The following is a 23926-nucleotide window of genomic DNA, read 5'->3' on the forward strand; positions in this document are numbered from 1 at the left end:
TAAAATCATCAATAGATATATTTTTTATTTTTTTAAAAACCAAGGACGACACAGTGATGAAAATACCTAAAAAAATCCATCAAATATACACTAAAGGCATACATGAGTTGCCTGAAGAAATATTAGCATCTATAGATAACCTGAAAAAAATAAATCCTGAATGGACATATTTTTTTTATGATGAAAATAAAATATTAACATATATAGAAAATCATTACGGGAAAGAAGTGCTGAGTCTCTATTTAAATATAGATCCTAAGTATGGTGCAGCCAGAGCTGATTTATTTCGCTATCTATTGATTTATATCGAAGGCGGTGTTTATCTGGATATTAAAAGCTCATGTTTGATCCCACTTAACGATGCCATTGCAGAAGATTGTGAGATACTGCTATGCAGTTGGGATAATAAAGCATGTGGCTGTGATAAAAATATGGGGATACACAAAGAGTTAGATTTCTTAAAATGTGGCGAATACCAACAATGGAACATAGCCTCAGTACCTAGGTCTCCTTATATAAAATCTGCAATAGATGAAGTTATTCATAGATTAAAAATTTACAAACCCTGGATTTACGGTGTAGGAATGAAAGGCGTGCTAAATACTACAGGCCCAGTTCCATTTTCTATTGGTATTGAAAAAATCAACAAAACCGAATTCTTCTACCATGAAGAAAACCATCGAAACATCGGATTAAAATATCGTAATGTTACCGATGATATAATAAGAAAGTTTAACAGTAATCATTACAGTAAGCTAAAAGACTCCATTGTTATGCTAGAAGGGAAAGATAAATTATATTATAGATTATGGTTATTACTGGTTTACCCACTACAGCGGCTAAAGAAAAACATTATTAATGAAAGCAAAAGCGTAATAAGAAAAATAAAACGTATCTTCTGTGAAAAATCCCAATAGCTACAAACGTCTTATAAATCAAGGTCCGGGCAGATAGCACAGTTGGCTCTTCTAGTTCGTTCGATTGACTGTTTAATCCGAACGCTATCCAATAGCCACAGCCATGTACGTATCTGTCCGCATTTTTTAGGAAATGCGTCAGAGGAATAAGTGCATCCGTTTTACAAATAGCCTTATCCTCACGAACCCGATAAAATCCCCCCAGCGATAACCGATAACAGTAGATCTTATGTTACAAACTCTCTACACCATCATCCTGTACCTCATCCAACCGTTGATTTGGCTTCGCCTGTGGCTTCGTGGCCGCAAGGCACCTGCTTATCGTCGGCGTTGGGGTGAACGCTACGGTTTTTGTGCAGAGAAGGTTAAACCAGACGGTATCATGCTGCATTCGGTCTCAGTGGGTGAAACATTAGCAGCCATTCCTTTAGTGAGAGCATTGCGTCATCGTTATCCTAATCTGCCGATCACGGTAACGACAATGACACCCACTGGCTCTGAGCGCGTGCGTTCCGCTTTTGGTGACACGGTCTATCACGTTTATCTGCCTTATGATTTACCTTGTGCCCTGAAACGTTTTTTTGATCAGGTTCGTCCAAAAATCGTCATCATTATGGAAACCGAACTATGGCCAAATCTGATCGCGGAGCTGCATAAACGCGAAATTCCGCTGGTCATTGCCAATGCTCGGTTATCAGAACGCTCTGCGGCGGGTTACAAAAAGATCGGTAAGCTAACGCGTCATATCTTGCAACGTATCACGCTCGTCGCCGCACAAAATCAGGAAGACGGGAATCGATTTATCGATCTTGGTCTGAAACGCTCAAGCCTGAAAGTAACCGGTAGCCTCAAATTTGATATTTCCGTTACACCGGAGCTAGCCGCCCGAGCGATCACATTACGCCGGCAATGGGCACCGCACCGCCCAGTATGGATAGCGACCAGTACGCATGAAGGTGAAGAAGCAATCGTTCTGGCCGCACATCGCCAGTTGCTTAGTACCTACCCCGATTTATTGTTGATTCTCGTTCCTCGCCACCCAGAACGTTTTTCTACCACACAGGTGTTGGCAGAAGATTTGGGATTCACCTACACCTTGCGCAGCAGTGGTGAACAGCCTTCTGCGAACACTCAAGTGGTCATTGGTGACACCATGGGTGAGCTGATGCTGTTGTACGGCATCGCCGATTTGGCCTTTGTCGGTGGAAGTTTGGTTGAGCGAGGCGGACATAATCCGTTAGAAGCGGCAGCTCATGCTATCCCAGTATTGATGGGGCCACACACGTTCAATTTCAAAGATATCTGCAACAAACTAGACCAGGCTGACGGGCTGATTACCGTTACCGATGCAGACTCACTTGGAAAAGAAGTAGGGAAACTGCTCGCTGACGAAGACTATCGCCTCTACTATGGCCGACACGCCGTGGAAGTGTTACATCAAAACCAAGGCGCACTACAGATGCTGCTAACGCTACTGGAACCTTATTTACCCCAGAGAACCCAGTGAAACAGTGACCACCGAGACAGTGAATGAAGGGCTAACGTGATGACAACCAAAGCGATTTATCCTGGCACGTTCGATCCATTAACCAATGGTCATTTGGATTTACTAACGCGTGCGTCACGCATGTTCGATCAGGTGGTGCTGGCTATCGCCGCCAGTCCGAGCAAGCATACGCTTTTCACACTGGATGAGCGCGTGGCGTTAGCAAAGGGCGCAACACAACATTTGTCGAACGTCGAAGTCATCGGTTTTAGCGATCTCATGGTGCACTTCGCGCAGCAGCAAAAAGCGAATATTCTTGTGCGCGGTTTGCGAGCCGTTGCCGACTTCGAATATGAACTTCAGCTCGCGAAAATGAACCATCACCTGATGCCGACGCTTGAAAGCGTCTTCCTGATGCCATCGGAAGAATGGTCATTTATTTCATCCTCTTTGGTCAAGGAAGTCGCTCGTCACGGCGGCGATGTGTCACATTTCTTACCCGACGCCATCGTTAGTGCACTACACGATAAATTAGCGAAGAATCTGTAGAGACATTATTTTTTCTTTGAAAATAGATAAACAGTAAGATTAAAACGTAGGGCATACCAAAAATCATTAAATGAGCCCATTTCCTTGAATAAATTCCCACCAATGCCAGTAGCAATAAATTTCTGGGCTAACTGTTTCCGAATGGAATGAGATGATATTTTTTTACGCAAAAGCCCAAACAAATGGCGACTCTCTCGGTTTGCATGACGAATTAATGCTTTATTTAAAATAGCGTTGTCTTTTTTTCGATGAGCAAGAGCAATCAGGCCATGCATGATATCAATATAACTGTTTGCTCTACGTGATATTTTCTCAATCGACACTGATTTTGTTATCGAATTCGTATTACCGATTCGATAACCATAACCTACCTTTTCACAGAAGCCCACTCGTTTAGCAACCAGCGCTAAATTCGCCGTCCATAGAATGTCTTCATGCATCATATCTGGAATAAAACTTAATTTATTCAATGATATGACATCATGGCGTATTAGCTGCAACCATGCAAAGTGGCACCATTCATTATTTCTTACACTACGAATGATCCATTCATCTCCGCTCATTACCTCATCCCATGGCTGCTTTGTTTGAATAGGCTCTTTTACTTCCTGTTCTGGATTTTCATTAAACTTAAAACCATTGCCTATCAATAGATCAAGGCGTTGTTCCTTGGCTTTTTCAAGCCATGTCGATAGCGTACTTTTTTCCAACCAGTCATCACCATCAACGAATGCAATCCACTCGCCACTGGCGTGTCGAATCCCTGTGTTTCTCGCTTCAGACAACCCTTTATTCTCTTGACTGACAATAATCAAATTTGTAGCCGACTTGCCTATCTCATTCAATTTCAGAAGGCTGCCATCTGTGGAACCATCATTTATCGCAATAACTTCAAAAGCGACATTATCCTGGGCAAGCAAAGACGAAAAAAGAGGCTCGATATACTCTTCACAGTTATAAATAGGAACAATGACGCTAATATCCACACGACTCATAATGTCCTCTAAAGCACCTTATATTTAAGCGAAAAAAGCTAAATTAAACAATATTAACGCTGACAACGGCGGCAAAAGAATGTGCTACGCTGCCCATGTTTCGCGGTTTCTATTGGTGTTCCACATGTTCGGCAAGGTTCACCGTTGCGGCCATAGACCCGCAACTCCTGTGCGAAATAGCCAGGCTTGCCATCTGATTGCAAAAAGTCACGCAGCGTCGTGCCACCCTGCTCAATCGAAAGCTGTAACACCTGTTTAATCACGTGCACCAAGACGGCTGCATCATTCTCATTTAGCGATCCGGCCGTTCTATCAGGGTGGATACCCGCAGCAAACAGCGATTCACTCGCATAAATATTGCCTACGCCAACGACCACTTTGTTATCCATAATCCACTGTTTTATAGACGTTTTTTTATTTCGTGACGCCTGATAGAGATAATCTGCGGAGAATTCTGACTCTAATGGCTCCGGCCCTAGATGTGCCAATACCGAGCAAGTTTCTATATTATCCGTCCACAGCCAGGCGCCAAAACGCCGGGGATCGGTGTAACGCAGCACTTTACCGCTGTCCATCACCAAATCAACATGATCGTGCTTTTCTGGTTCGCTATATTCCGGCAATACCCTCAGGCTACCAGACATACCAAGGTGCACGATAATCCAGCCACGCGTAAGCTCAATCAGCAGGTATTTTGCCCGTCGACGCACGCTTAGCACTGGCTCATCGCTTAGTGAGAGAACCTCAGCCGATATCGGCCAGCGCAGGCGCGTATTCCTCACTTCTGCATAAAGGATGGTATGACCAACGAGATAGGGTGAAATTCCCCGACGACTGGTTTCAACCTCAGGTAATTCAGGCATGTGCGTCTCCTGATAAAGGTGGCTACATTAGCATAAACAACAGGATACCATCTGTGATGGCCCCCAAAACAGGGGATACGGCGGGAAACAACGCTATCGCTGACATATTTTACCCACAGCGATTAAAACAAATCAGTTAAGACAAATCGACACGTGCCTGACAGACAACTGCCAAAAAAAAACCCAGCCTTGGCTGGGTTTTTCATAAAGGAGCAAAAATTACTTAATTTTAGCTTCTTTGTAGAGAACGTGCTGACGGACAACTGGATCGAATTTCTTCAGTTCCAATTTTTCCGGCTTAGTACGTTTGTTCTTCGTAGTGGTATAGAAGTGACCAGTACCAGCAGAAGAAACAAGCTTGATCTTCTCGCGAACACCCTTAGCCATGATTCAGTTCCTTAATACTTTTCACCACGGGCACGCAGATCGGCCAAAACCGTCTCAATACCCTTCTTATCAATAACACGCATACCTTTAGCAGATACACGCAGTGTTACAAAGCGCTTCTCGCCTTCAACCCAAAAACGGTGTGAATGCAGGTTCGGCAGAAAACGGCGTTTGGTCGCATTCAGTGCGTGGGAACGGTTGTTCCCGGCCACCGGACGCTTGCCAGTAACTTGGCAGACTCGGGACATGTCTATTCTCCAAAAATCAAATCAGCTCGAGCTTCGTATAGGGTTTGGCCGCCTCGTCAGGCTTTAGAGCCCATCTCAGCAACTTCACTGAAAAGACTCTGTCATCAGGATAAACCTGCTGAGATAGGCTCTTAACGCCACACCCAAGATTCTCAAAGGTGGCGTAGTATACGCTCTGAAGCGTAAGTGCTCAAGTCCCGAACAGCTAAAGATCCCATTGGATCGCGGAAATATCTGTTAAATCCAGCCACGCTCGGCAAAAGAAACGTATTCGCCATGCCCAATGACTAAATGATCGAGCACGCGGATCTCCATTAACAGGCACGCTTTGACAATCTGTTCGGTTATCGCACGGTCAGCCTGACTCGGCTCCGCTTTTCCCGACGGGTGATTATGCGCCAAAATCAGCGCGGCGGCATTCGCCTTTAGCGCTTCACGCACAATTTCACGCGGGTGTACTTCCACGCTGTTAATCGTACCAACAAACATCTCCTGATGGCGAATAACATGGTGTTGATTATCCAAAAACAGGACTAAAAAAACCTCGCGCTCACGTCGCGACAGTAGCAACTGCAAATATTGACCGGTCGCTGCCGGGTTTAGCATCGCGTCCTCTTTTGCCAGGCGAGAGAAAAACAACCGCCTCGACAGCTCTGCTATCGCCTTAAGCTGCGTATATTTTGATATTCCTACGCCTTTGGCGCTATGAAACGCAGACTGCTCGGCCGTCATCAGTTGATATAACGACCCAAATTGCACCAACAAACTTTCTGCCAGTTGCATCACATGCATACCGGGTAGCCCTGTGCGTAAAAAAATCGCCAGCAGTTCGGCATCCGTCAGCGATTCCGCCCCTAAACGCACCAGTTTTTCACGCGGTGCCAATCCCTTTTCCCAACCCATCAGCCTCTCCCTGTACCGCTCGACGGCATCATGTCACACCGGCAAAAATAGGACGATATCGCCGATAAAAGGCTGCGAGGTGCCTCGCAATCTTCTCAGGGAAACCCTGGCAACGACCTTAAGGTTCTTATCTGACCGCAAGGTTATGGTAAAATGATGCCTCTTAGGACTTTTAATCGGACCATGATGATGACGGAATTTTCCAGCCTGAATGCACTCTCCGGCAAACGAATCGTACTGGGTATCAGTGGCGGTATTGCTGCGTACAAGTGCCCGGAACTGGTACGGCGCCTGCGCGATGGCGGTGCCGATGTACGGGTTGTCATGACATCTGCCGCTAAAGCTTTCATCACGCCACTGACGCTACAGGCTGTCTCTGGCTATCCCGTATCAGACGACCTGCTCGACCCCGCGGCAGAAGCCTCAATGGGCCACATCGAGTTAGGAAAATGGGCTGATTTAGTCATTCTTGCCCCAGCCACCGCCGATCTGATTGCCCGCGTCGCCGCTGGCATGGCAAACGACCTGCTGACCACCCTTTGCCTCGCAACGTCTGCCCCTATCGCCGTCGTCCCTGCGATGAATCAGCAGATGTATCGCGCAGAGCCCACGCAAGACAACCTGCGCACGCTGGCGGCAAGAGGGCTACCAATCTGGGGGCCGGATAGCGGCAGTCAGGCGTGTGGCGATGTTGGACCGGGTCGAATGATCGACCCGATGGACATTGTTAGGCTGGTGCAGCGTCATTTTTCTGCCATCCACGATCTGCAACATCTGAATATTCTGGTCACCGCTGGGCCGACGAGAGAAGCACTGGACCCGGTGCGCTTCATCTCTAACCACAGTTCCGGAAAAATGGGCTTTGCTATCGCACAGGCCGCTGCCGCTCGTGGCGCTAACGTCACACTAGTAAGCGGCCCAGTCTCGCTTGTTACACCGCAAGGCGTCACGCGTATTGATGTCGGCAGCGCGCTGGAGATGGAGCACGCGGTGATGGAACGCGCAACACAGCAGCACATTGTTATCGGCTGTGCTGCGGTTGCAGACTATCGCGCCAAACATATCGCTGATGAAAAGATTAAAAAACAGAATCAGCAGGGTGATGAAATGACTCTCACCCTGGTCAAAAATCCAGATATCATCGCTGGTGTCGCAGCCATGACAGAAAATCGTCCTTATGTTGTCGGGTTTGCTGCCGAAACCCAGAATGTGGAAGAATACGCCCGGCAGAAACTGGCGCGTAAAAAACTGGACCTGATTTGCGCGAACAACGTCTCTCTTTCCGGGCATGGTTTTAACAGTGAAACCAATGCGTTACATCTTTTTTGGCATGATGGAGACACCGCGTTGCCGCAGTGCGACAAACGTCTTCTTGGCCAAAAATTAATCGATGAGATTATCAGCCGTTATGATGAAAAAAATCGACGTTAAGATTGTTGACCCACGTGTTGGACAACAATTCCCGTTACCAACCTATGCTACTCCGGGTTCTGCCGGGCTCGATCTGCGTGCCTGTCTGGATCAGGCGATTGAACTCAAAGCAGGAGAAACCACCCTGATTCCAACCGGGCTGGCGATTCACATTGCCGATACCGGACTGGCGGCGGTTATTCTGCCTCGTTCTGGGCTAGGCCATAAGCACGGCGTGGTGCTGGGGAATCTGGTTGGTCTGATCGATTCCGACTATCAAGGGCAACTCATGGTTTCCGTCTGGAACCGGGGTCAACAATCGTTTACGGTTGAACCGGGCGAACGCATCGCGCAGATGGTTTTTGTGCCCGTCGTTCAAGCTGAGTTTAATCTGGTCGAAGATTTCGTCGGCAGCGAACGTGGAGAAGGCGGCTTCGGCCACTCCGGCCGTAGCTAACGCGCTCCAGCCACCCTGTAGTGTAAAAAATTCATATAAGCCACAGCGCCGCCTATCCAAAAGGAAATGGCGACTGTGGCGCTAACGGGTGCTTGTCAGTCAAATATTTAGCAAGGGTCTTTTCAGACATGGCAGAAAAAGAAAATACGAAAAGGAATCGCCGCGAGGAAATTTTGCAGGCGCTGGCGCAGATGCTGGAATCCAGCGACGGTAGCCAACGCATCACCACGGCAAAACTAGCTGCGAACGTCGGCGTGTCCGAAGCAGCGCTCTACCGGCATTTTCCCAGTAAAACGCGGATGTTTGATAGCCTGATTGAATTCATTGAGGATAGCCTGACCACCCGTATTAACCTGATTCTGCAAGACGAAAAGGAAACGTTTAATCGTCTTCGTCTGATTTTGCTGCTGATTTTAGGGTTTGCAGAACGGAATCCTGGTCTGACTCGCATCATGACGGGTCATGCGCTGATGTTTGAACAAGATCGCTTACAGGGGCGAATTAACCAACTGTTTGAGCGTATTGAATCGCAATTGCGTCAGGTATTGCGCGAGCATAAGCTACGTGATGGCAAAGGTTTCCAGCATGACGAAACGCTGCTGGCTAGCCAACTGTTAGCGTTTTGCGAAGGGATGTTGTCGCGCTTTATTCGCTCTGAGTTCCGCTATCGTCCGACGCAGGAATTCGATACCCGCTGGCCGCTGCTGGCTGCGCAACTCAACTAAATGCGGTTTATCGCACCGCACTTTAGATTGCACAATACCTTAAATAGACAGGATTCCGCCAGATGTTCCTGACGGAATCCTAATTTACAACGTTAAATCCCGTACTGCTCACGATAGTCTTTCACCGCATCCAGATGCGCCGCCATTTCTGGTTTTTCTGCCAGATAAGCGATCAAATCCGTCAGCGTAATAATCGAAATCACCTTGCACTGATAATCACGTTCAACTTCCTGAATCGCAGACAAATCAGCACGACCGCGTTCCTGACGATCCAACGCAATCATCACACCCGCCAGCGTCGCGCCGTGCGCACCGATGATCTCCATCGACTCGCGAATCGCCGTACCCGCCGTGATCACATCATCCACCAGCATCACGCGACCCTGCAATGGGCTGCCGACCAGACTGCCGCCCTCACCATGGTCTTTAGCTTCTTTGCGATTAAAGCAGTAAGGCAGGTCACGATCGTGGTGTTCTGCCAGCGCTACCGCTGCGGTGGTGGCAATAGGAATACCTTTGTAAGCTGGCCCGAACAGCAGATCGAACTCCACACCAGAATCAACCAAAGCTTCGGCATAAAAACGCCCCAGTAAGGCCAAATCGCGCCCGGTATTAAACAGCCCGGCGTTAAAGAAATAGGGACTGATACGCCCGGATTTCAGCGTAAACTCGCCGAACTTCAATACCTGCTTGCTGAGTGCAAACTCAATAAACTGGCGCTGGTAGGCTTTCATTACTGCATCTCCTCGTCTTACGGATTAATCATGTTGTTGAGTAATTTATATATACCCTAAATAATTCGAGTTGCAGGACAAAAACGGCAAGGCGTTTTTGAACAGTGCTTGCGCTGACCCCGAAGGGGCGAGGCCATAAGTTGGCCGAGTAACAAAGCCAACGCACATGCAGCTTGAAGTATGACGGGTATAAAAAAGCGACCAATTGGTCGCTTATAAAATCAATCAGCTAAGGCAGCTTTCTGCGCCTGAACGATGGTATCGATTCCCCCTCGGGCGAGCGCCAGCAAGGTAAGCAATTCTTCGTGGCTGAACGGCTCGCCTTCGGCCGTCCCCTGCACTTCAACCATACGGCCATCTTCAGTCATGACCACATTCATGTCGGTTTCAGCAGCAGAATCTTCCACGTATTCCAAATCGCACAGCGCTTCGCCGTTCACGATGCCGACGGAAACCGCTGCGACCATGCCTCTCATCGGGTTCTTTTTCAGCTTACCGCTGGCAACCATCTGATTTAACGCATCTGCCAGCGCTACGCAGGCTCCGGTGATGGACGCGGTACGCGTGCCGCCGTCTGCCTGCAAGACATCGCAGTCGAGCGTAATGGTGTATTCGCCGAGCACTTTCAGGTCGATAGCCGCGCGTAGGGAACGTGCGATCAGGCGCTGAATCTCTAGCGTCCGCCCGCCCTGCTTGCCTTTAGCCGCTTCACGCGCGTTACGGCTGTGCGTCGCACGCGGCAACATACCGTATTCGGCAGTGACCCATCCTTGCCCCTGGCCTTTTAGAAAGCGCGGAACACCCTCTTCTACCGTGGCATTGCATAACACTTTGGTGTCGCCAAACTCGACCAAAACGGAACCTTCGGCGTGCTTCGTGTAATGACGGGTGAATGTAAGGGGGCGTACTTGCTGTGCACTTCGGCCTGTTGGGCGCATGGCTCATCTCCGGCGGGTCAATGAAAACTGGCGCGCATTATACGTTTTTCGCAGCGCGCTGCCTAATCTTACCCTGCGCCAGTACCGATAAATTTGCAAGATTAGCGGTTAATTCTTCACCAGCCATACCTTATCCTTATGGTATAACCTGAGGTTATACCCTACTCATAAACAAGTATTCGTCAGTGATGATGCATCATGAAATAGTCCGTTCATCCCTTGAGCGTGAATGAGAAAAATCATGATGCGGCATATGCACATTGAAACCGTCAATCTGCCACTGGCCCGCCCCATCACGGCCGATAACGGCACGCGTCATGTGGTCACCGTTATCCGCGTCTCGCTGGAAGAAAAAGGATTTATTGGCCAAGGCGAATGCACGCCTGCCGCCTATTATGGCGAGTCTGCCGACAGCGTATGCCACCAACTTTCTGCGATCCGTGAGGCGGTAGAAAACGGCCTCACCATTGAACAACTTCAACAGAATTTATCGGCAGGCGCGGCCAGAAATGCGCTGGACTGCGCGCTGTGGCGGCTCAACACCGCATTGAAAAAACAGACGCTGTGGCAACACCTCGATATTCGTCCGCCAGCATCCGTAGTTTGCGCGCAAACGTTGGCGCTCGACAGCGTGGAAAAAATGGCCGCTGCTGCCTCAAATGCCATTTCTCATGGCGCACTGCTACTGAAAATCAAGCTGGATCGTGAACTGATTCTGGAGCGGGTTGCCGCCATTCGTGCCGCCGCGCCCAATGCCAGATTGATTATCGACGCGAGAGCAAGCTGGAGCGGACTGGATTTACACAGCCTATCCAAAGCTCTGCTGCCTTATCAGGTTGCGATGATCGAACAACCGCTTCCCGTCGGTAAGGACGAGGATTTACAGCGCTTTGCCCATCCGATTCCCATCTGCGCAGATGAAAGCTGCCGCGACAGCGGTGACATCATCGGGCTGCGCCGTCGTTATGACATGATCAACATCAAGCTGGACAAGTGTGGCGGACTGACCGAGGCGCTGGCAATGGTACGTGAGGCGAGATTCCACGGCCTGCGCATTATGGTCGGCTGCATGCTGGGTTCATCAATGGCAATGGAAGCCGCTTTGCCGATCGCGGCAGATGCCGAACATGTCGATCTTGATGGCCCTATCTGGCTGGCAGCCGACAGCTCGCCTTATCTGACCTATAACCTTGGCCGAATCTGGCTATGACGCTCTCAACCGAAGCAACCCTAAAACCCTCAACCGGAGTGACCATGACGGATATCATGCACGCGGGTGCCGCCACAGCACCCGGTAACGCCCCCAGACCTGTACTGGAAATCGACGATCTGAACGTTAGCTTTAGCGGCCGTTCCGGCACGCATCAGGCACTAAAAGGCATTTCCTTTACCGTCAATAAAGGGGAAGTGGTCGCCGTGGTGGGCGAAAGTGGTTCAGGCAAATCAGTGACATCACTCACCGTGATGGGGTTGCTGGCAGATTCTGCCAACATCGAACGTGGCGCGCTCCGTTTTACTACGCGCGACGGTCAACAACACGACCTGTTAAGCATGAAAGCAGAAGCACGCCGTAAGCTGCGCGGTCGCGATCTCGCCATGATTTTTCAGGAACCGATGACCTCACTCAATCCGGTGCTGAAAGTCGGCGATCAGCTTACCGAAGCCCTGCTTGATCACAAAATCTGTGATGCCGCCAGTGCAGACAAAAAAGCCCGTGAGCTACTGCGCAAGGTGCGCATTGCAGACGTCGATCGCGTGATGAAAAGCTACCCGCATTCGCTATCAGGCGGAATGCGCCAGCGTGTGATGATCGCACAGGCGCTGGCCTGCGACCCACAACTGCTGATTGCCGATGAACCGACCACCGCGTTGGATGTCACCGTGCAGGCGCGCATTCTGCAAATCCTGCGCGACCTGCAACAACAGAGCGACATGGCGGTATTGTTTATTACCCACGATATGGGCGTCGTCGCAGAAATCGCTGACCGCGTCGTAGTGATGTATCGCGGCGAAATCGTAGAGCAAGGCACTGTCGAACAGATTTTCGCTGCACCGCAGCACCCGTACACCCAATCGCTGCTGGCCGCCGTACCGAAACTGGGCGACATGCGCGATAGCCTGTGGCCGAAACGTTTCCCACTGTTGGGACAGGCTACCGACCCAAACAATATTGAACAAGTCACCGCCCGCTATGATGCCGAGCCGCTGTTAGATATTCGCGGGCTGCGCGTCTATTACCCCATACGCAGCGGGATTTTATCTACAGTGACCCACCACGTTCACGCGGTAGAGCAGATCGATTTCAACGTCTGGCCGGGCGAAACGTTGGCAATCGTCGGTGAAAGCGGCTGTGGTAAATCGACTACCGGACGTGCCTTACTGCGTCTGGTTCAGAGCGAGGCCGAAAGCATTCACTTTCAGGGCAACGAAATATCCCAGATGAAAGAGCGTGATTTCCAGCCGCTGCGCCGGGAAATGCAAATGGTGTTTCAAGACCCGTATGCCTCGCTCAATCCACGTCTGACGGTCGGTTTCACCATCGCCGAACCGCTGCTGCTACACGGTCTGGTGAAATCACTGGAAGAGGCGACACCGCAGGTGCAGGCGCTGCTCAGAAGTGTCGGTCTGCTGCCTGAGCACGCACGTCGTTACCCACACGAATTTTCCGGCGGACAGCGCCAGCGTATCGCGATCGCCCGTGCGATGGCGTTGCAGCCGCAGGTCATCATTGCTGACGAAGCCGTCTCGGCGCTCGATGTGTCAATTCAGGCGCAGGTCGTCAATCTGATGATGGACCTCCAGAAGAAAACCGGCGTGTCATGGATTTTCATCTCGCACGATATGGCGGTGGTTGAGCGTATCGCTAACCGCGTCGCGGTGATGTACCTCGGCCAAATTGTAGAGATCGGCCCGCGTCAGTCGGTGTTTAACGATCCGCAACATCCATATACCCGCCGCCTGTTGGCCTCGGTCCCGATTGCCGATCCAACCCGTCGCGGCACACGCCAGTTTGACGACAGCGAAATCCCCTCCCCCTTGCGTAAAGCAGGTGAGGCCGTCGCCAAAACGCGCTACCGAGAGGTTGCGCCGCAGCACTGGGTCGCCGACAACGAATCGGCAGCCTGAAATACGATGTAGCTATAAAAAATAGTAAAAAAACACGACACATTCATAAACACAACACACGTTCATTGCTGACCAGGAGAGATAACCATGAAGCCATTCGTTCGCCGCTCCGCCGTTGCCCTCGGGCTCTCACTGTGTCTGGCTGCTGTTGCCCAGGCGCAAGACCTTCGTATTTCCATCTATGCCGATATCACCGGGCTCGACCCGCACGATACGTCGGACACGCTGAGCTACTCCATTCAGAGCGGCATCTTCGAGCGTCTGTTCCAGTTCGATAACAAAATGAAGCTGGTACCGCGTCTGGCGACGGGTTACACCAGCAACGATACCGCCACCGAGTTTGTCGTTACGCTGCGTGAAGGCATCACCTTCCAGGACGGCGCGCCATTCAACGCTGATGCCGTTAAAGCCAACCTCGACCGTCTGGCGGATCAGAGCAAAGGCTTAAAGCGCAACAGCTTGTTTAACATGGTGCAAACCGTCACCGTGCTGTCGCCAACACAGGTCAAAATTGAACTGAACAAATCCTTCGGTGCCTTTGTGAACACGCTGGCGCACCCGTCGGCCGTGATGCACAGCCCGGAAGCGCTGAAGAAATATCCAGACGAAGCACAGCTGCGCGTACATCCGGTCGGGACGGGTCCGTTCAAGTTCACCGAATGGCAGCAGGGTAAAGACGTGAAGCTGGTGAAATTCGACAACTACTGGCAGAAAGGCTGGCCGAAAGTCGACAGCGTGACCTTCTACCCAACGCCGGAAGATTCCACCCGCGTAGCCTCACTGAAATCGGGCCAGGTTGATGCGGTCTATCCGCTGCCTTCCGACCTGATCGGTACCGTACAAAACGACAGCAAGCTGGCGATTCAGCGCGACCCAAGTATTTATCAGTTCTGGCTGGCGATGAATAACCTGCGTCCGCCGCTGAACGATATCCGCGTACGTCAGGCGCTCAACTACGCTATCAACCGCGACATCTGGCTGAAAGTGGGCTTTGCTGGCATGGGCGTTCCGGCTTCCTCCGCGATGGCTCCAGACGTGCAGTTCTTCGCACGCCAGACCTCGCCGAACTACACCTACAACCCAGAAAAAGCCAAGGCGCTGCTGAAAGAGGCGGGCTACGCCAACGGTCTGAGCCTGAAACTGTGGACGACGAACCGCACCGACTACATCCGCAGTGCACAGTTCTTCAAACAGCAGTTAGAGCAGGTTGGTGTCAAAGTCACCGTCACCCCGATGGATTCCGGGATGCGTAACGCCAAGCTGTTCGGCGTAAAAGATCCGAAAGATGCCGAATTTGACCTGTTCTACAACGGCTGGTCTCCGTCTACCGGTGATGCTGACTGGGCGCTGCGTCCACTGTTTGCTACAGAATCCTGGGTGCCGGTTGCTTACAACGTCTCCTACTACAGCAATCCGGTCACAGATAAAGCGATTACTGCTGGGTTAGCGACGGCCGATGCAGACAAACGTGCTGCCGCTTACGCTGATGCACAGCGCCAGATTTGGCAGGATGCACCTGTGGTCTTCCTGGGCTCGCCGGACAACGTTGTCGGTAAAACCAAGAACCTCGACGGCGTGTACATGCTGGCAGATGGCTCGCTGATCTTCGATCAGGCTGAATTTAAGTAATCGGTCAGGGAGAACGCCATGTTTGCTTATATCGTCCGACGTTTGCTGGAAATGATCCCGGTTCTGCTGGTGGTCTCCCTGTTAGTGTTCGGTTTTATCAAACTGCTGCCGGGTGACCCGGCACGGATTTACGCCGGTGCTGACGCAACCATTGAGGCGGTGGAAGCCGCCCGTCAGCAGTTAGGGTTGAATGACCCGCTACCGCAGCAGTATGTCCACTGGCTCGGCGGCCTGTTCAGCGGCGATCTGGGTGTGACATACCGCACGCAGCAGCCCGTCATCGATGTCATCAGCAAGAGCTTCATGCCAACCATGTGGCTGGCGCTGGCAGGTTTCGTCTGGTCGGTGCTGCTCGGCCTGCTGATCGGCGTGGTATCCGCGCTCAAGCGGGGAAAATGGCAGGATTGGACGCTGATGAGCTTCGCCGTCGGTGGGATTTCCATGCCGCCGTTCTGGCTCGGCCTGTTGCTAATCCAATTTGTGGCCATGCCGTTCGGCGTCTTCTCCGTCAGCGGCTTTAATCAGCCCAGCGACATCATTCTGCCGGCGCTGACGCTCGGGGCATCGGTCGCCGCCGTGATGGCGCGTTTTACCCGCTCCGCGTTTCTGGAAGTCGCACAGGAAGATTACGTGCGCACCGCGCGCTCTAAGGGGCTACGCAATCGGCTGGTCACCTGGAAGCATGTGATGCGGAACGCGCTGATCCCTGTTATCACCATGCTCGGGCTGCAATTCGGCTTCCTGCTCGGTGGCTCCATCGTGGTGGAGAGCGTATTTAGCTGGCCGGGACTGGGTTGGCTGTTGATTGAATCGATCAAAACGCAGGATCAGCCGGTCATTCAAGCGCTGGTGATGCTGTTCGTATTTGAATTTATTGTCATTAACCTGTTGGTGGACCTGCTGTACGCGGTGGTCAATCCGGCGATTCGCCTACGTTAGGAGACACGATGAACCTGCCTTCCGAACCCGTCGTGGCCGCTGCCACGCTTGATGAAGAGACGATACGTTCGCCGTGGCGCGATTTCGTTCAGGTCTTTATCCGTAACCCGATGGCGCTGGTGTCCAGCGGCTTCGTCCTGCTGCTGGTACTGGTCGCGATTTTCGCCCCTTGGCTGGCACCGTGGAACCCGATGGAGCCCGACTGGATGGCGCTGGCTTCACCGCCTTCGGCGGCGCACTGGATGGGTACCGACGACCTTGGACGCGATGTGATGAGCCGTATCATTTACGGCGCACGCATCTCGTTATACATCGGTATTTTCTCCGTCACGCTCGGCATGCTGGTCGGTATCGTGCTCGGCCTGCTGGCGGGGTACTACGGCCGCTGGGTGGATACGCTGATCATGCGCGGTTCCGACGTGCTGTTCGCCTTCCCCGGCATGCTGCTGGCGATTGCAGTCGTTGCGATCCTCGGCCCAGGTCTGAATAACGTGATTATCGCTGTCGCCGTCTTCAGCGTACCCGTCTTCGCCCGCATCGTGCGAGCCTCCACGCTGTCGCTGAAACAGGCAGCTTATGTGGAAGCCGTGCGCTGCGCCGGTGCGCCGGATCGCGTCGTGCTGATGCGCCACATCCTGCCCGGCACGCTGCCTAACGTGATCGTCTATTTCACCATGCGTATCGGCACCAGCATCCTGACCGCGGCAGGGCTGAGCTTCATCGGCCTTGGCCCGGAGCCGGACGTACCAGAATGGGGCAATATTCTGGCGATGAGCCGTAGCCTGATGATGGCGGGCGCGTGGCACGTCAGCGTGTTCCCCGGTCTGGCGATTTTCTTCACCGTGCTGGCGTTTAACCTGCTCGGGGATGCGCTGCGTGATACGCTCGACCCCAAACTGAAAAGCTGAGGAAGGCGATGCACGGCGATCATCCGATGAACGACTATCACCAGCAGCAGCAGGCGCTGTTGCTACAACGCTGGAAGACGACGCGGCAACTGGGTACGCCGCGCTCGGCCAGCGGGCCGCATAACAGCATTAGCGATGTGGCAGGCGTGCGCGTCGGCCACTGCACGCTGGCGGCAGGCGAAGTGCAAACCGGCGTCACGGCGATTGTGCCGCCCGGTGAAAACCTGTTTACCCAACCTCTACCCTGCGGCGCGGCGGTGCTAAACGGCTTCGCTAAACCCGTCGGGCTGGTGCAGATTGAGGAATTGGGGCAACTGCAAACGCCTATTCTTCTCAGCAATACACTGGCAACCGGCACGCTGTTTACCACGCTTGTGCGTGACGCGATTTCCCGCAACCCTGAACTAGGTCGCACGCTGCCGACGGTGAATCCGCTGGCACTGGAGTGCAACGACGGTTGGCTGAACGACATTCAGGCGCTGGCCGTGACGGAACCTATGGCGCGGCAGGCGCTGGACAGTGCAACAGACCGCTTTGCACGCGGCAGCGTCGGTGCCGGACGTGGCATGAGTTGCTTTAGCCTGAAAGGCGGCATCGGCACGGCATCTCGCCTGATTCCCGAATTAAACGCCACGCTCGGCGTGCTGGTGCTGGCAAACTTCGGCACACTTTCCGCGCTGACGCTGGACGGTGTACAGATGGGAGATGCCATCGCCCCCATTCTACCGGGTCTCGCGCCACAGCAGGATGCCGGATCGATCATCATTATTATGGCGACGGATGCCCCGCTCGACGCCCGCCAGCTCAAACGCATTGCCAAACGCGCTGGCGCAGGATTAGGTCGGCTCGGCAGCTACTGGGGACACGGTTCCGGCGATATCGCCGTGGCATTCTCCACCTGCCCACAGCCACAGCCGCCGGAGGATGCTCAGCTTGAATCATTGTTAAGCGCCGCCGCCGACGCCACCGAACACGCGGTGCTCGACGCCATGCTTCAGGCAGACGCCGTGACCGGTTTTCGCGGCCATCATCGCCCAACGCTGCCACAGGCGTTGGATAAGCTAGCCGCAGCTCTCTCTTCCGTAGGACATTCTCCCGTAGGAAATTAATTATGAAAATTTTTATCTCCGCCGATATTGAAGGGATCGCAGGCGTCATGCGCCCAGAGCAGTGCAGCCCCGGCACTGCGGAATACCAGCTGGCACGCGGCCTGATGGAACAAGAAGTGAATGCCGCCATCGACGGCGCGTTCGCGGGTGGCGCAACAGAAGTGGTGGTCGCCGACAGCCATGCCGCAATGGTTAACCTACGTGCGGAGAATATCGACGCCCGCGCCCGGCTGGTACAGGGCAAACCGCGCGGCTACTCCATGGTCGAAGGATTGGAGCAGCAGCAGTACGATGGTCTGATGTTCATCGGCTACCACAGCGCCGCGGGCGAATTTGGCGTGTTATCGCACACCATCAACGGCCGCGCCTTCTACCGCGTGCGCATCAACGGTGAAATCATGGGCGAGAGCGATATCTACGCTGCCGCCGGGGTGGAACAGAAGACGCCACTCTGGTTGGTCAGTGGCGACGACACGCTCCAGAGCTGGGTCGCCCGCTACTACCCTGCCACCGACTACGCCTGCGTCAAACGCGCTATCTCACAGCACGCGGCGGAATCCCTCAGCACCGAACAGGCGCGTCAGGTGATTCGTGACGCAGCCAAGGCCGCGGTGGAAAAAGCACACCGTACCTTAAATTCGCGGATTCAGGCACCTTACCGTCTCGAACTGATGGTGGCAAAACCGGTGCTGGCCGATCTATTCTGTCTGCTGCCGAACATTGAACGTTTGGATGCCATAACCGTAGGTTATACGGCGCAGAGCATGCGCGAAATCACCAGTCTGCTGGGTGCATTTTCCTATCTGGCGACAACGCAAAACTGATTCCGGTCTCTCCGCCCCGACCTTCTGGGGCGAAAACCGATTAAAAAGAGAATTTATCGCATGACGAAACCCGTGATTGTGATCCACGGTGGCGCAGGCGCGCTGACCCGCTCGGCCATGAGCGCTGAAAAAGAGCAACGCTATCTGGCCGCGCTGTCCGAGATTGTCGCCAGTGGACAACGCATTTTGGCTGAAAATGGCACTGCGCTAGATGCCGTAACGGAAGCTGTCCGTCTGCTGGAAGAATGCCCGTTGTTCAATGCTGGACATGGTTCAGTCTTCACCCACGCAGAAACCCACGAACTGGACGCCAGTATCATGGACGGACGCTCGCTGGATGCGGGTGCGGTCAGTTGCGTCAGCCATATCCGTAACCCGATTCTGGCAGCGCGTACCGTTCTCGAAGCCAGTCCGCATGTGATGTTTACCGCCGACGGCGCGGAAGCCTTTGCAGAACAACACGGGCTGGAAAGGGTTGATCCTGCATTTTTCTCCACCGACGAACGCCGCCAGCAGTTACATAACGCGCAGGCCGGCTCAGGCCGTGTCATCCTCGACCATGACGGCCAGAGCGACCCTATCGATCCCGACCGTAAGTTCGGCACCGTAGGCGCGGTCGCACTCGACAGCGCGGGGAATCTTGCGGCAGCCACCTCGACGGGCGGCATGACCAATAAACAGGCCGGTCGTGTGGGCGATAGCCCTATCATCGGCGCGGGCTGCTACGCCAATAACCAGACGGTCGCGGTTTCCTGCACCGGCACAGGCGAAGTCTTTATGCGCGCCGTCGCGGCTTATGATGTCTCTGCGCTGATGGAATACGCCGGACTGACGCTACAGCAGGCCACCGATCGTGTGGTGATGGAGAAACTGGTGCAGATGGACGGCAGCGGCGGGCTGATTGCCGTCGACAAGGCGGGCAACATCGCCCTGCCGTTCAACAGCGAAGGGATGTACCGCGGCTATGGTTACGTGGGAGAAACCCCCGTCGCCGATATCTATCGTTAAACTATCAGCACGCCGAAACAGAACCAAAACGCCCAATATCGGTGCAGTCGCACCATTATTGGGCATCAAAATAGTGCATAAAGCGTCCTCATCGCTTATCTATCGACCATTCATCGTGGCCTTATAATCTGGCGTAATAATTGCAGACTTTTTGGTTATTACTCATACGACGTTCATTAGAAAACGTCAGCCGGAGCCTGCACTCATGCGATTACGCCATATTGAAATCTTCCAGGCCATTGTTCAGGCAGGCACCATCAGCGGCGCCGCCCGGTTGCTCAACGTCTCGCAGCCCAACGTCAGCCGGGTACTGAATCACGCAGAACAACAGCTCGGTTTTTCTCTGTTTGAACGTCGAACTCAGGGGATGGTCGCCACCGAAGAAGGGCTACGCCTGATCCCGAAAGTACAGGAACTCTTCAGCCATCTGCAAAGCATCAGTTCACTCACCGAACAAATCAAAACCAGCAAAGCCCACTCTGTACGACTGGGCGCGGCGCATGCGTTCGGGCAGATGGTCGTCGCGCCAACGCTAGTGGAATTTCATAAGCAGGCGGCGTCGGTTAATGTCGAATTGGTGACCGAACATTTCAGCACGCTGTGCCAAAACATCCTGCAAAACCAGCTCGATTTTGCGCTGATCTTTGGCCAACAGGTGCCATCCGAGCTGCTGGCAGAACCGCTATTCCAATCCACGATGGTCGCCCTGTTACCGAAAGATAGCCCGGTGAACGGCCCAGTATCGCTGGAATGGTTGTGCAACAACAACCTGCTAATGATGCAACATCAAGATCCGCTCGGTCAGGTGGTACACCGTGCGCTACGCGACAAGGCGCTACAGCCGACGGCGTCGCTCTACATCAAAACCTACTCGGTGATTGCCGATATGGTTTTGGCAGGCGGTGGCGCGGGCATCGTCGATCTCTTCACCGCCTGCCGCTATGCCGACCAGCTAAAAATCGTCCCGATTGACCAGCCGCTGCCTTTTGAAGTCACGCTGATCAGCCGCCGTGACAACCCGCAATCGCAGGCGACACTGCAACTGAAACAGATGATGAAAAACCGCTGTCGCGACATCGCCAGACAGCACGAGACTCTGCTTTACGCCGCCTGATTCGCGACAGACGCCACGCCACGGACGGTTTTTCCTATCCCCTGTGTGGGACTCAACGCTATAATCCTTCTCATCATTTGCTTTACAGGTATGCACCAATGATTCGCAGCATGACCGCTTACGCCCGCCGAGAAATCAAGGGCAACTGGGGAAGCGCAGCCTGGGAACTGCGTTCCGTTAACCAGCGCTATCTGGAAACCTATCTTCGTTTACCGGAGCAATTCCGCAGCCTCGAACCCGTCGCCCGTGAGCGCATCCGCGCCCGTTTAACCCGTGGAAAAATCGAATGTAACCTGCGTTTTGAGCTCGACCCGAGTGCGCAAAGTGCACTGATCCTGAACGAAAAGCTGGCAAAGCAGCTGGTTAATGCCGCCAACTGGGTCAAAATGCAGAGCGACGAAGGGGAAATCAATCCGGTTGATATTTTGCGCTGGCCGGGCGTGATGTCGGCAGAAGAGCAGGATCTGGACGCCATCAGCGCCGAACTGCTGAAGGCACTGGAAGGTGCACTGGATGACTTTATCGCCGCCCGTGAAAGCGAAGGTAACGCGCTGAAAGCCTTGATTGAACAACGTCTGGCAGGCGTCAGCGCCGAAGTCGTCAAAGTCCGCGCCCAGATGCCGAACATCCTGCTATGGCAGCGCGAACGCCTGCAAAGCAAGCTGGAAGATGCACAGGTACAGCTGGAAAACAACCGTCTGGAACAGGAACTGGTACTGATGGCGCAGCGCGTCGACGTCGCTGAAGAACTCGACCGCCTCGACGCTCACGTCAAAGAAACCTACAAAATCCTGAAAAAAGAAGAAGCCGTCGGCCGCCGCCTCGATTTCATGATGCAGGAATTCAACCGCGAATCGAACACACTGGCCTCGAAATCCATCAACGCTGACGTCACCGCTTCAGCCATTGAGTTGAAAGTACTGATCGAGCAAATGCGGGAACAGATTCAGAATATCGAGTAGTGTTTCACGCGATCTCATAGAGTCTCATCGCATCTCACCGCCTAAAAAAGCCATTGTAAAAAATGGCTTTTTTTGTTTTATATAGTCTCATATCGTATCACTACAGCGCATGTTTTAGGTGTACTTAAAGGTGTACTTACTCGGTTTTATGCACACCACTTTAAGTACACCCCATCTGGTAACGAGTGACATATGAGCAAATTGACAGACATACAGATTCGTACATGGATAAAAAACAAAGAAAATTTCGCGGGACGCTCCGATGGAAATGGGCTATATATCTGTTTTCCAGAGACATATAGCGCCCCATTCTGGCGCTTTCGTTACAAAATGGCGGGTAAAGCCAGAGTGATGCTCATTGGCTACTACTCCAGCATTTCACTTGCCAAAGCGCGGGAAATCGCTAAAGAGCTTTCCGCTCGTGTCGCTCTGGGCCATGACGTAGCGGGAGAGAAGCAAGAACGCAAAGCAGACGCGTTGAAGAAAATGGAGGAAGAAAAACACGCATTACGTGTTTCAGAGTTAGCCGCCGAATACTTTGAACGCCAGATCCTGACCCGCTGGAAGCATCCGGACATTCTGCGCCGTCGCATAGACAAGGACATCAACCCTAATATCGGGCACCTCAGAATAGAAGATGTTCGTCCCTTCCATATTGATGACATGCTGCAAAAAATCGTTCAGCGTGGTGCACCGACAATCGCTAACGATGTGTTGAGATGGACTCGCCGCATATTCGATTACGGCATAAAACGGCATATGTTGGAAACGAATCCTACTGGCGCTTTTGAAATCGCTGATGCTGGTGGACAGGAACAAAGCCGGGAGCGCTGGCTCAGTCGTGAAGAACTCGTGCAGTTCTTCCAGACCATGCCAAAGACAAAGGGTTTCTCACGTCAAAATGAGTTAACCATGAAACTTATTCTGGTTTTCTGCTGCCGAAAAATGGAGTTTTGCGGCGCTGCGTGGGAAGAATTCGACTTTAAAAATGCCATCTGGCATCTGCCTGCTGAACGGGTAAAAAACGGCGATGCGATCGATATCCCTATTCCTGCTCCTGCGCTTGAATGGCTACAGGAACTTCATTGTATGTCATGTAATAGTAAGTGGGTTCTTCCGGCCAGAAAAATGCAGCATCGAATGATCCCCCATATTCAGGAAAGTACATTATCTGTAGCGTTAGGAAAAATTAAAGCTAACATGCCTAACGTCCCTAACTTCACTATTCATGATTTCCGGCGTACAGCACGCTCACATCTGGCCGCGCTGGGAATAGATCCCATAGTTGCTGAACGTTGCTTAAATCACCGTATCAAGGGCGTTGAAGGTATTTATAATCGTTACCAATATTTTGATGAACGTAAAGCAGCATTAGAGCTATGGATTAATTTACTCTTGTCTTTAGAAAAAGGTGAAAATTATAACGTAACGCCATTAAGAAAGGATATTGCGTAAGTTTTCCTCTATTTTAAACCCCTTATTTCCAACCTGAACTATTTCAGGTTGGAAATTGGCATTCCCAAACTAATTACTTCTTCTTGTATTTCCCATCCATAGCACCTATAGCTGATACGCCGCAGTAGTTGTCACATTTGTCAGTAATAACCTGTATAGTGCCATTTTGTTGTTCACTGATAACTACTGCGCACATACTTTCTTTATCGCTATATGATCCTACCCACGTAATGTGGACAC

The 23926-nt window shown here is 52.3% G+C and carries 24 protein-coding genes; 17 read left to right on the top strand and 7 right to left on the bottom strand.

The features are described from left to right. Positions 1-56 precede the first annotated feature (56 nt). From E2566_RS20570 to coaD, 3 genes are all read left to right on the top strand, one after another. A complete protein-coding gene (locus tag E2566_RS20570) occupies positions 57-917 on the top strand; it encodes a glycosyltransferase family 32 protein (RefSeq protein WP_107169075.1) in 861 nt (286 codons plus the stop codon). A gap of 229 nt (positions 918-1146) precedes the next feature. Beyond that, a complete protein-coding gene (gene waaA / locus E2566_RS20575; protein WP_107169074.1) occupies positions 1147-2424 on the top strand; it encodes a lipid IV(A) 3-deoxy-D-manno-octulosonic acid transferase in 1278 nt (425 codons plus the stop codon). A gap of 39 nt (positions 2425-2463) precedes the next feature. Further along, positions 2464-2952 carry a pantetheine-phosphate adenylyltransferase gene (gene coaD / locus E2566_RS20580; protein WP_107169073.1) on the top strand — a complete coding sequence of 163 codons (489 nt, stop codon included), beginning with the start codon at positions 2464-2466 and terminating at the stop codon, positions 2950-2952. A gap of 5 nt (positions 2953-2957) precedes the next feature. Here the strand turns inward: coaD and E2566_RS20585 are convergent, their stop codons facing one another. The 5 genes from E2566_RS20585 to radC form a co-directional block, all read right to left on the bottom strand. Further along, positions 2958-3947 (bottom strand): glycosyltransferase, encoded by a 990-nt coding sequence (locus E2566_RS20585; RefSeq protein WP_107169072.1) that lies wholly within the window; start codon positions 3945-3947, stop codon positions 2958-2960. 53 nt (positions 3948-4000) lie between these two features. Continuing rightward, the gene (mutM, locus tag E2566_RS20590; RefSeq protein ID WP_107169071.1) at positions 4001-4810 is read right to left on the bottom strand and encodes a bifunctional DNA-formamidopyrimidine glycosylase/DNA-(apurinic or apyrimidinic site) lyase; all 810 of its coding nucleotides are present in this window, start codon (positions 4808-4810) and stop codon (positions 4001-4003) included. A 219-nt stretch (positions 4811-5029) separates the two neighbouring features. Beyond that, a complete protein-coding gene (gene rpmG / locus E2566_RS20595) occupies positions 5030-5197 on the bottom strand; it encodes a 50S ribosomal protein L33 (RefSeq protein ID WP_002208990.1) in 168 nt (55 codons plus the stop codon). A gap of 11 nt (positions 5198-5208) precedes the next feature. Beyond that, complete coding sequence (gene rpmB, locus E2566_RS20600; protein ID WP_005967968.1) at positions 5209-5445, bottom strand: 50S ribosomal protein L28; 237 nt, start codon at positions 5443-5445, stop codon at positions 5209-5211. Between the two features lie 237 nt (positions 5446-5682). Continuing rightward, on the bottom strand, positions 5683-6348 hold the full coding sequence (gene radC, locus E2566_RS20605; RefSeq protein WP_107169070.1) for a RadC family protein: 666 nt from the start codon (positions 6346-6348) through the stop codon (positions 5683-5685). A 153-nt stretch (positions 6349-6501) separates the two neighbouring features. On the opposite strand from radC, the gene coaBC reads away from it, so the two are divergent. From coaBC to slmA, 3 genes are all read left to right on the top strand, one after another. Then, positions 6502-7779 carry a bifunctional phosphopantothenoylcysteine decarboxylase/phosphopantothenate--cysteine ligase CoaBC gene (coaBC, locus tag E2566_RS20610; RefSeq protein WP_420892580.1) on the top strand — a complete coding sequence of 426 codons (1278 nt, stop codon included), beginning with the start codon at positions 6502-6504 and terminating at the stop codon, positions 7777-7779. Next, the gene (gene dut, locus E2566_RS20615) at positions 7757-8215 is read left to right on the top strand and encodes a dUTP diphosphatase (protein WP_005967975.1); all 459 of its coding nucleotides are present in this window, start codon (positions 7757-7759) and stop codon (positions 8213-8215) included. Before coaBC ends, dut begins: the two co-directional genes overlap by 23 nt. A gap of 128 nt (positions 8216-8343) precedes the next feature. Further along, on the top strand, positions 8344-8940 hold the full coding sequence (gene slmA, locus E2566_RS20620) for a nucleoid occlusion factor SlmA (RefSeq protein WP_005967978.1): 597 nt from the start codon (positions 8344-8346) through the stop codon (positions 8938-8940). A gap of 92 nt (positions 8941-9032) precedes the next feature. On the opposite strand, the gene pyrE is transcribed toward slmA, so the two are convergent. Together pyrE and rph are read right to left on the bottom strand one after the other, a co-directional pair. Beyond that, a complete protein-coding gene (pyrE, locus tag E2566_RS20625; RefSeq protein ID WP_107169069.1) occupies positions 9033-9674 on the bottom strand; it encodes an orotate phosphoribosyltransferase in 642 nt (213 codons plus the stop codon). A 221-nt stretch (positions 9675-9895) separates the two neighbouring features. Further along, complete coding sequence (rph, locus tag E2566_RS20630; protein WP_107169068.1) at positions 9896-10612, bottom strand: ribonuclease PH; 717 nt, start codon at positions 10610-10612, stop codon at positions 9896-9898. Positions 10613-10856: 244 nt separating this feature from the next. On the opposite strand from rph, the gene ycjG reads away from it, so the two are divergent. From ycjG to E2566_RS20685, 11 genes are all read left to right on the top strand, one after another. Continuing rightward, positions 10857-11822: an L-Ala-D/L-Glu epimerase gene (gene ycjG, locus E2566_RS20635; RefSeq protein WP_205942474.1), complete on the top strand. Its 966-nt coding sequence runs from the start codon at positions 10857-10859 to the stop codon at positions 11820-11822. A gap of 44 nt (positions 11823-11866) precedes the next feature. Then, a complete protein-coding gene (locus tag E2566_RS20640) occupies positions 11867-13738 on the top strand; it encodes an ABC transporter ATP-binding protein (RefSeq protein ID WP_107169066.1) in 1872 nt (623 codons plus the stop codon). Between the two features lie 87 nt (positions 13739-13825). Then, positions 13826-15367, top strand: coding sequence for a glutathione ABC transporter substrate-binding protein (locus E2566_RS20645; RefSeq protein WP_107169065.1), 1542 nt, complete (start codon positions 13826-13828; stop codon positions 15365-15367). An 18-nt stretch (positions 15368-15385) separates the two neighbouring features. Next, positions 15386-16306 (top strand): ABC transporter permease, encoded by a 921-nt coding sequence (locus E2566_RS20650; RefSeq protein ID WP_014913740.1) that lies wholly within the window; start codon positions 15386-15388, stop codon positions 16304-16306. A gap of 8 nt (positions 16307-16314) precedes the next feature. After that, positions 16315-17214: an ABC transporter permease subunit gene (locus tag E2566_RS20655; protein ID WP_107169064.1), complete on the top strand. Its 900-nt coding sequence runs from the start codon at positions 16315-16317 to the stop codon at positions 17212-17214. A gap of 8 nt (positions 17215-17222) precedes the next feature. Then, positions 17223-18323: a DmpA family aminopeptidase gene (locus E2566_RS20660; protein ID WP_420892581.1), complete on the top strand. Its 1101-nt coding sequence runs from the start codon at positions 17223-17225 to the stop codon at positions 18321-18323. A 2-nt stretch (positions 18324-18325) separates the two neighbouring features. Further along, positions 18326-19147 carry a M55 family metallopeptidase gene (locus E2566_RS20665; protein ID WP_107169063.1) on the top strand — a complete coding sequence of 274 codons (822 nt, stop codon included), beginning with the start codon at positions 18326-18328 and terminating at the stop codon, positions 19145-19147. Between the two features lie 60 nt (positions 19148-19207). Beyond that, on the top strand, positions 19208-20155 hold the full coding sequence (locus E2566_RS20670; protein WP_107169062.1) for an isoaspartyl peptidase/L-asparaginase family protein: 948 nt from the start codon (positions 19208-19210) through the stop codon (positions 20153-20155). A gap of 205 nt (positions 20156-20360) precedes the next feature. Next, positions 20361-21269: a LysR family transcriptional regulator gene (locus E2566_RS20675; protein ID WP_107169061.1), complete on the top strand. Its 909-nt coding sequence runs from the start codon at positions 20361-20363 to the stop codon at positions 21267-21269. 98 nt (positions 21270-21367) lie between these two features. After that, complete coding sequence (locus E2566_RS20680) at positions 21368-22231, top strand: YicC/YloC family endoribonuclease (RefSeq protein WP_107169060.1); 864 nt, start codon at positions 21368-21370, stop codon at positions 22229-22231. A 192-nt stretch (positions 22232-22423) separates the two neighbouring features. Continuing rightward, the gene (locus E2566_RS20685) at positions 22424-23686 is read left to right on the top strand and encodes a tyrosine-type recombinase/integrase (protein ID WP_107169059.1); all 1263 of its coding nucleotides are present in this window, start codon (positions 22424-22426) and stop codon (positions 23684-23686) included. The last annotated feature ends 240 nt before the right edge of the window (positions 23687-23926 follow it).

Origin of the sequence: Pectobacterium punjabense (assembly GCF_012427845.1) — a bacterium.
Taxonomy (GTDB): Bacteria; Pseudomonadota; Gammaproteobacteria; order Enterobacterales; family Enterobacteriaceae; genus Pectobacterium; species Pectobacterium punjabense.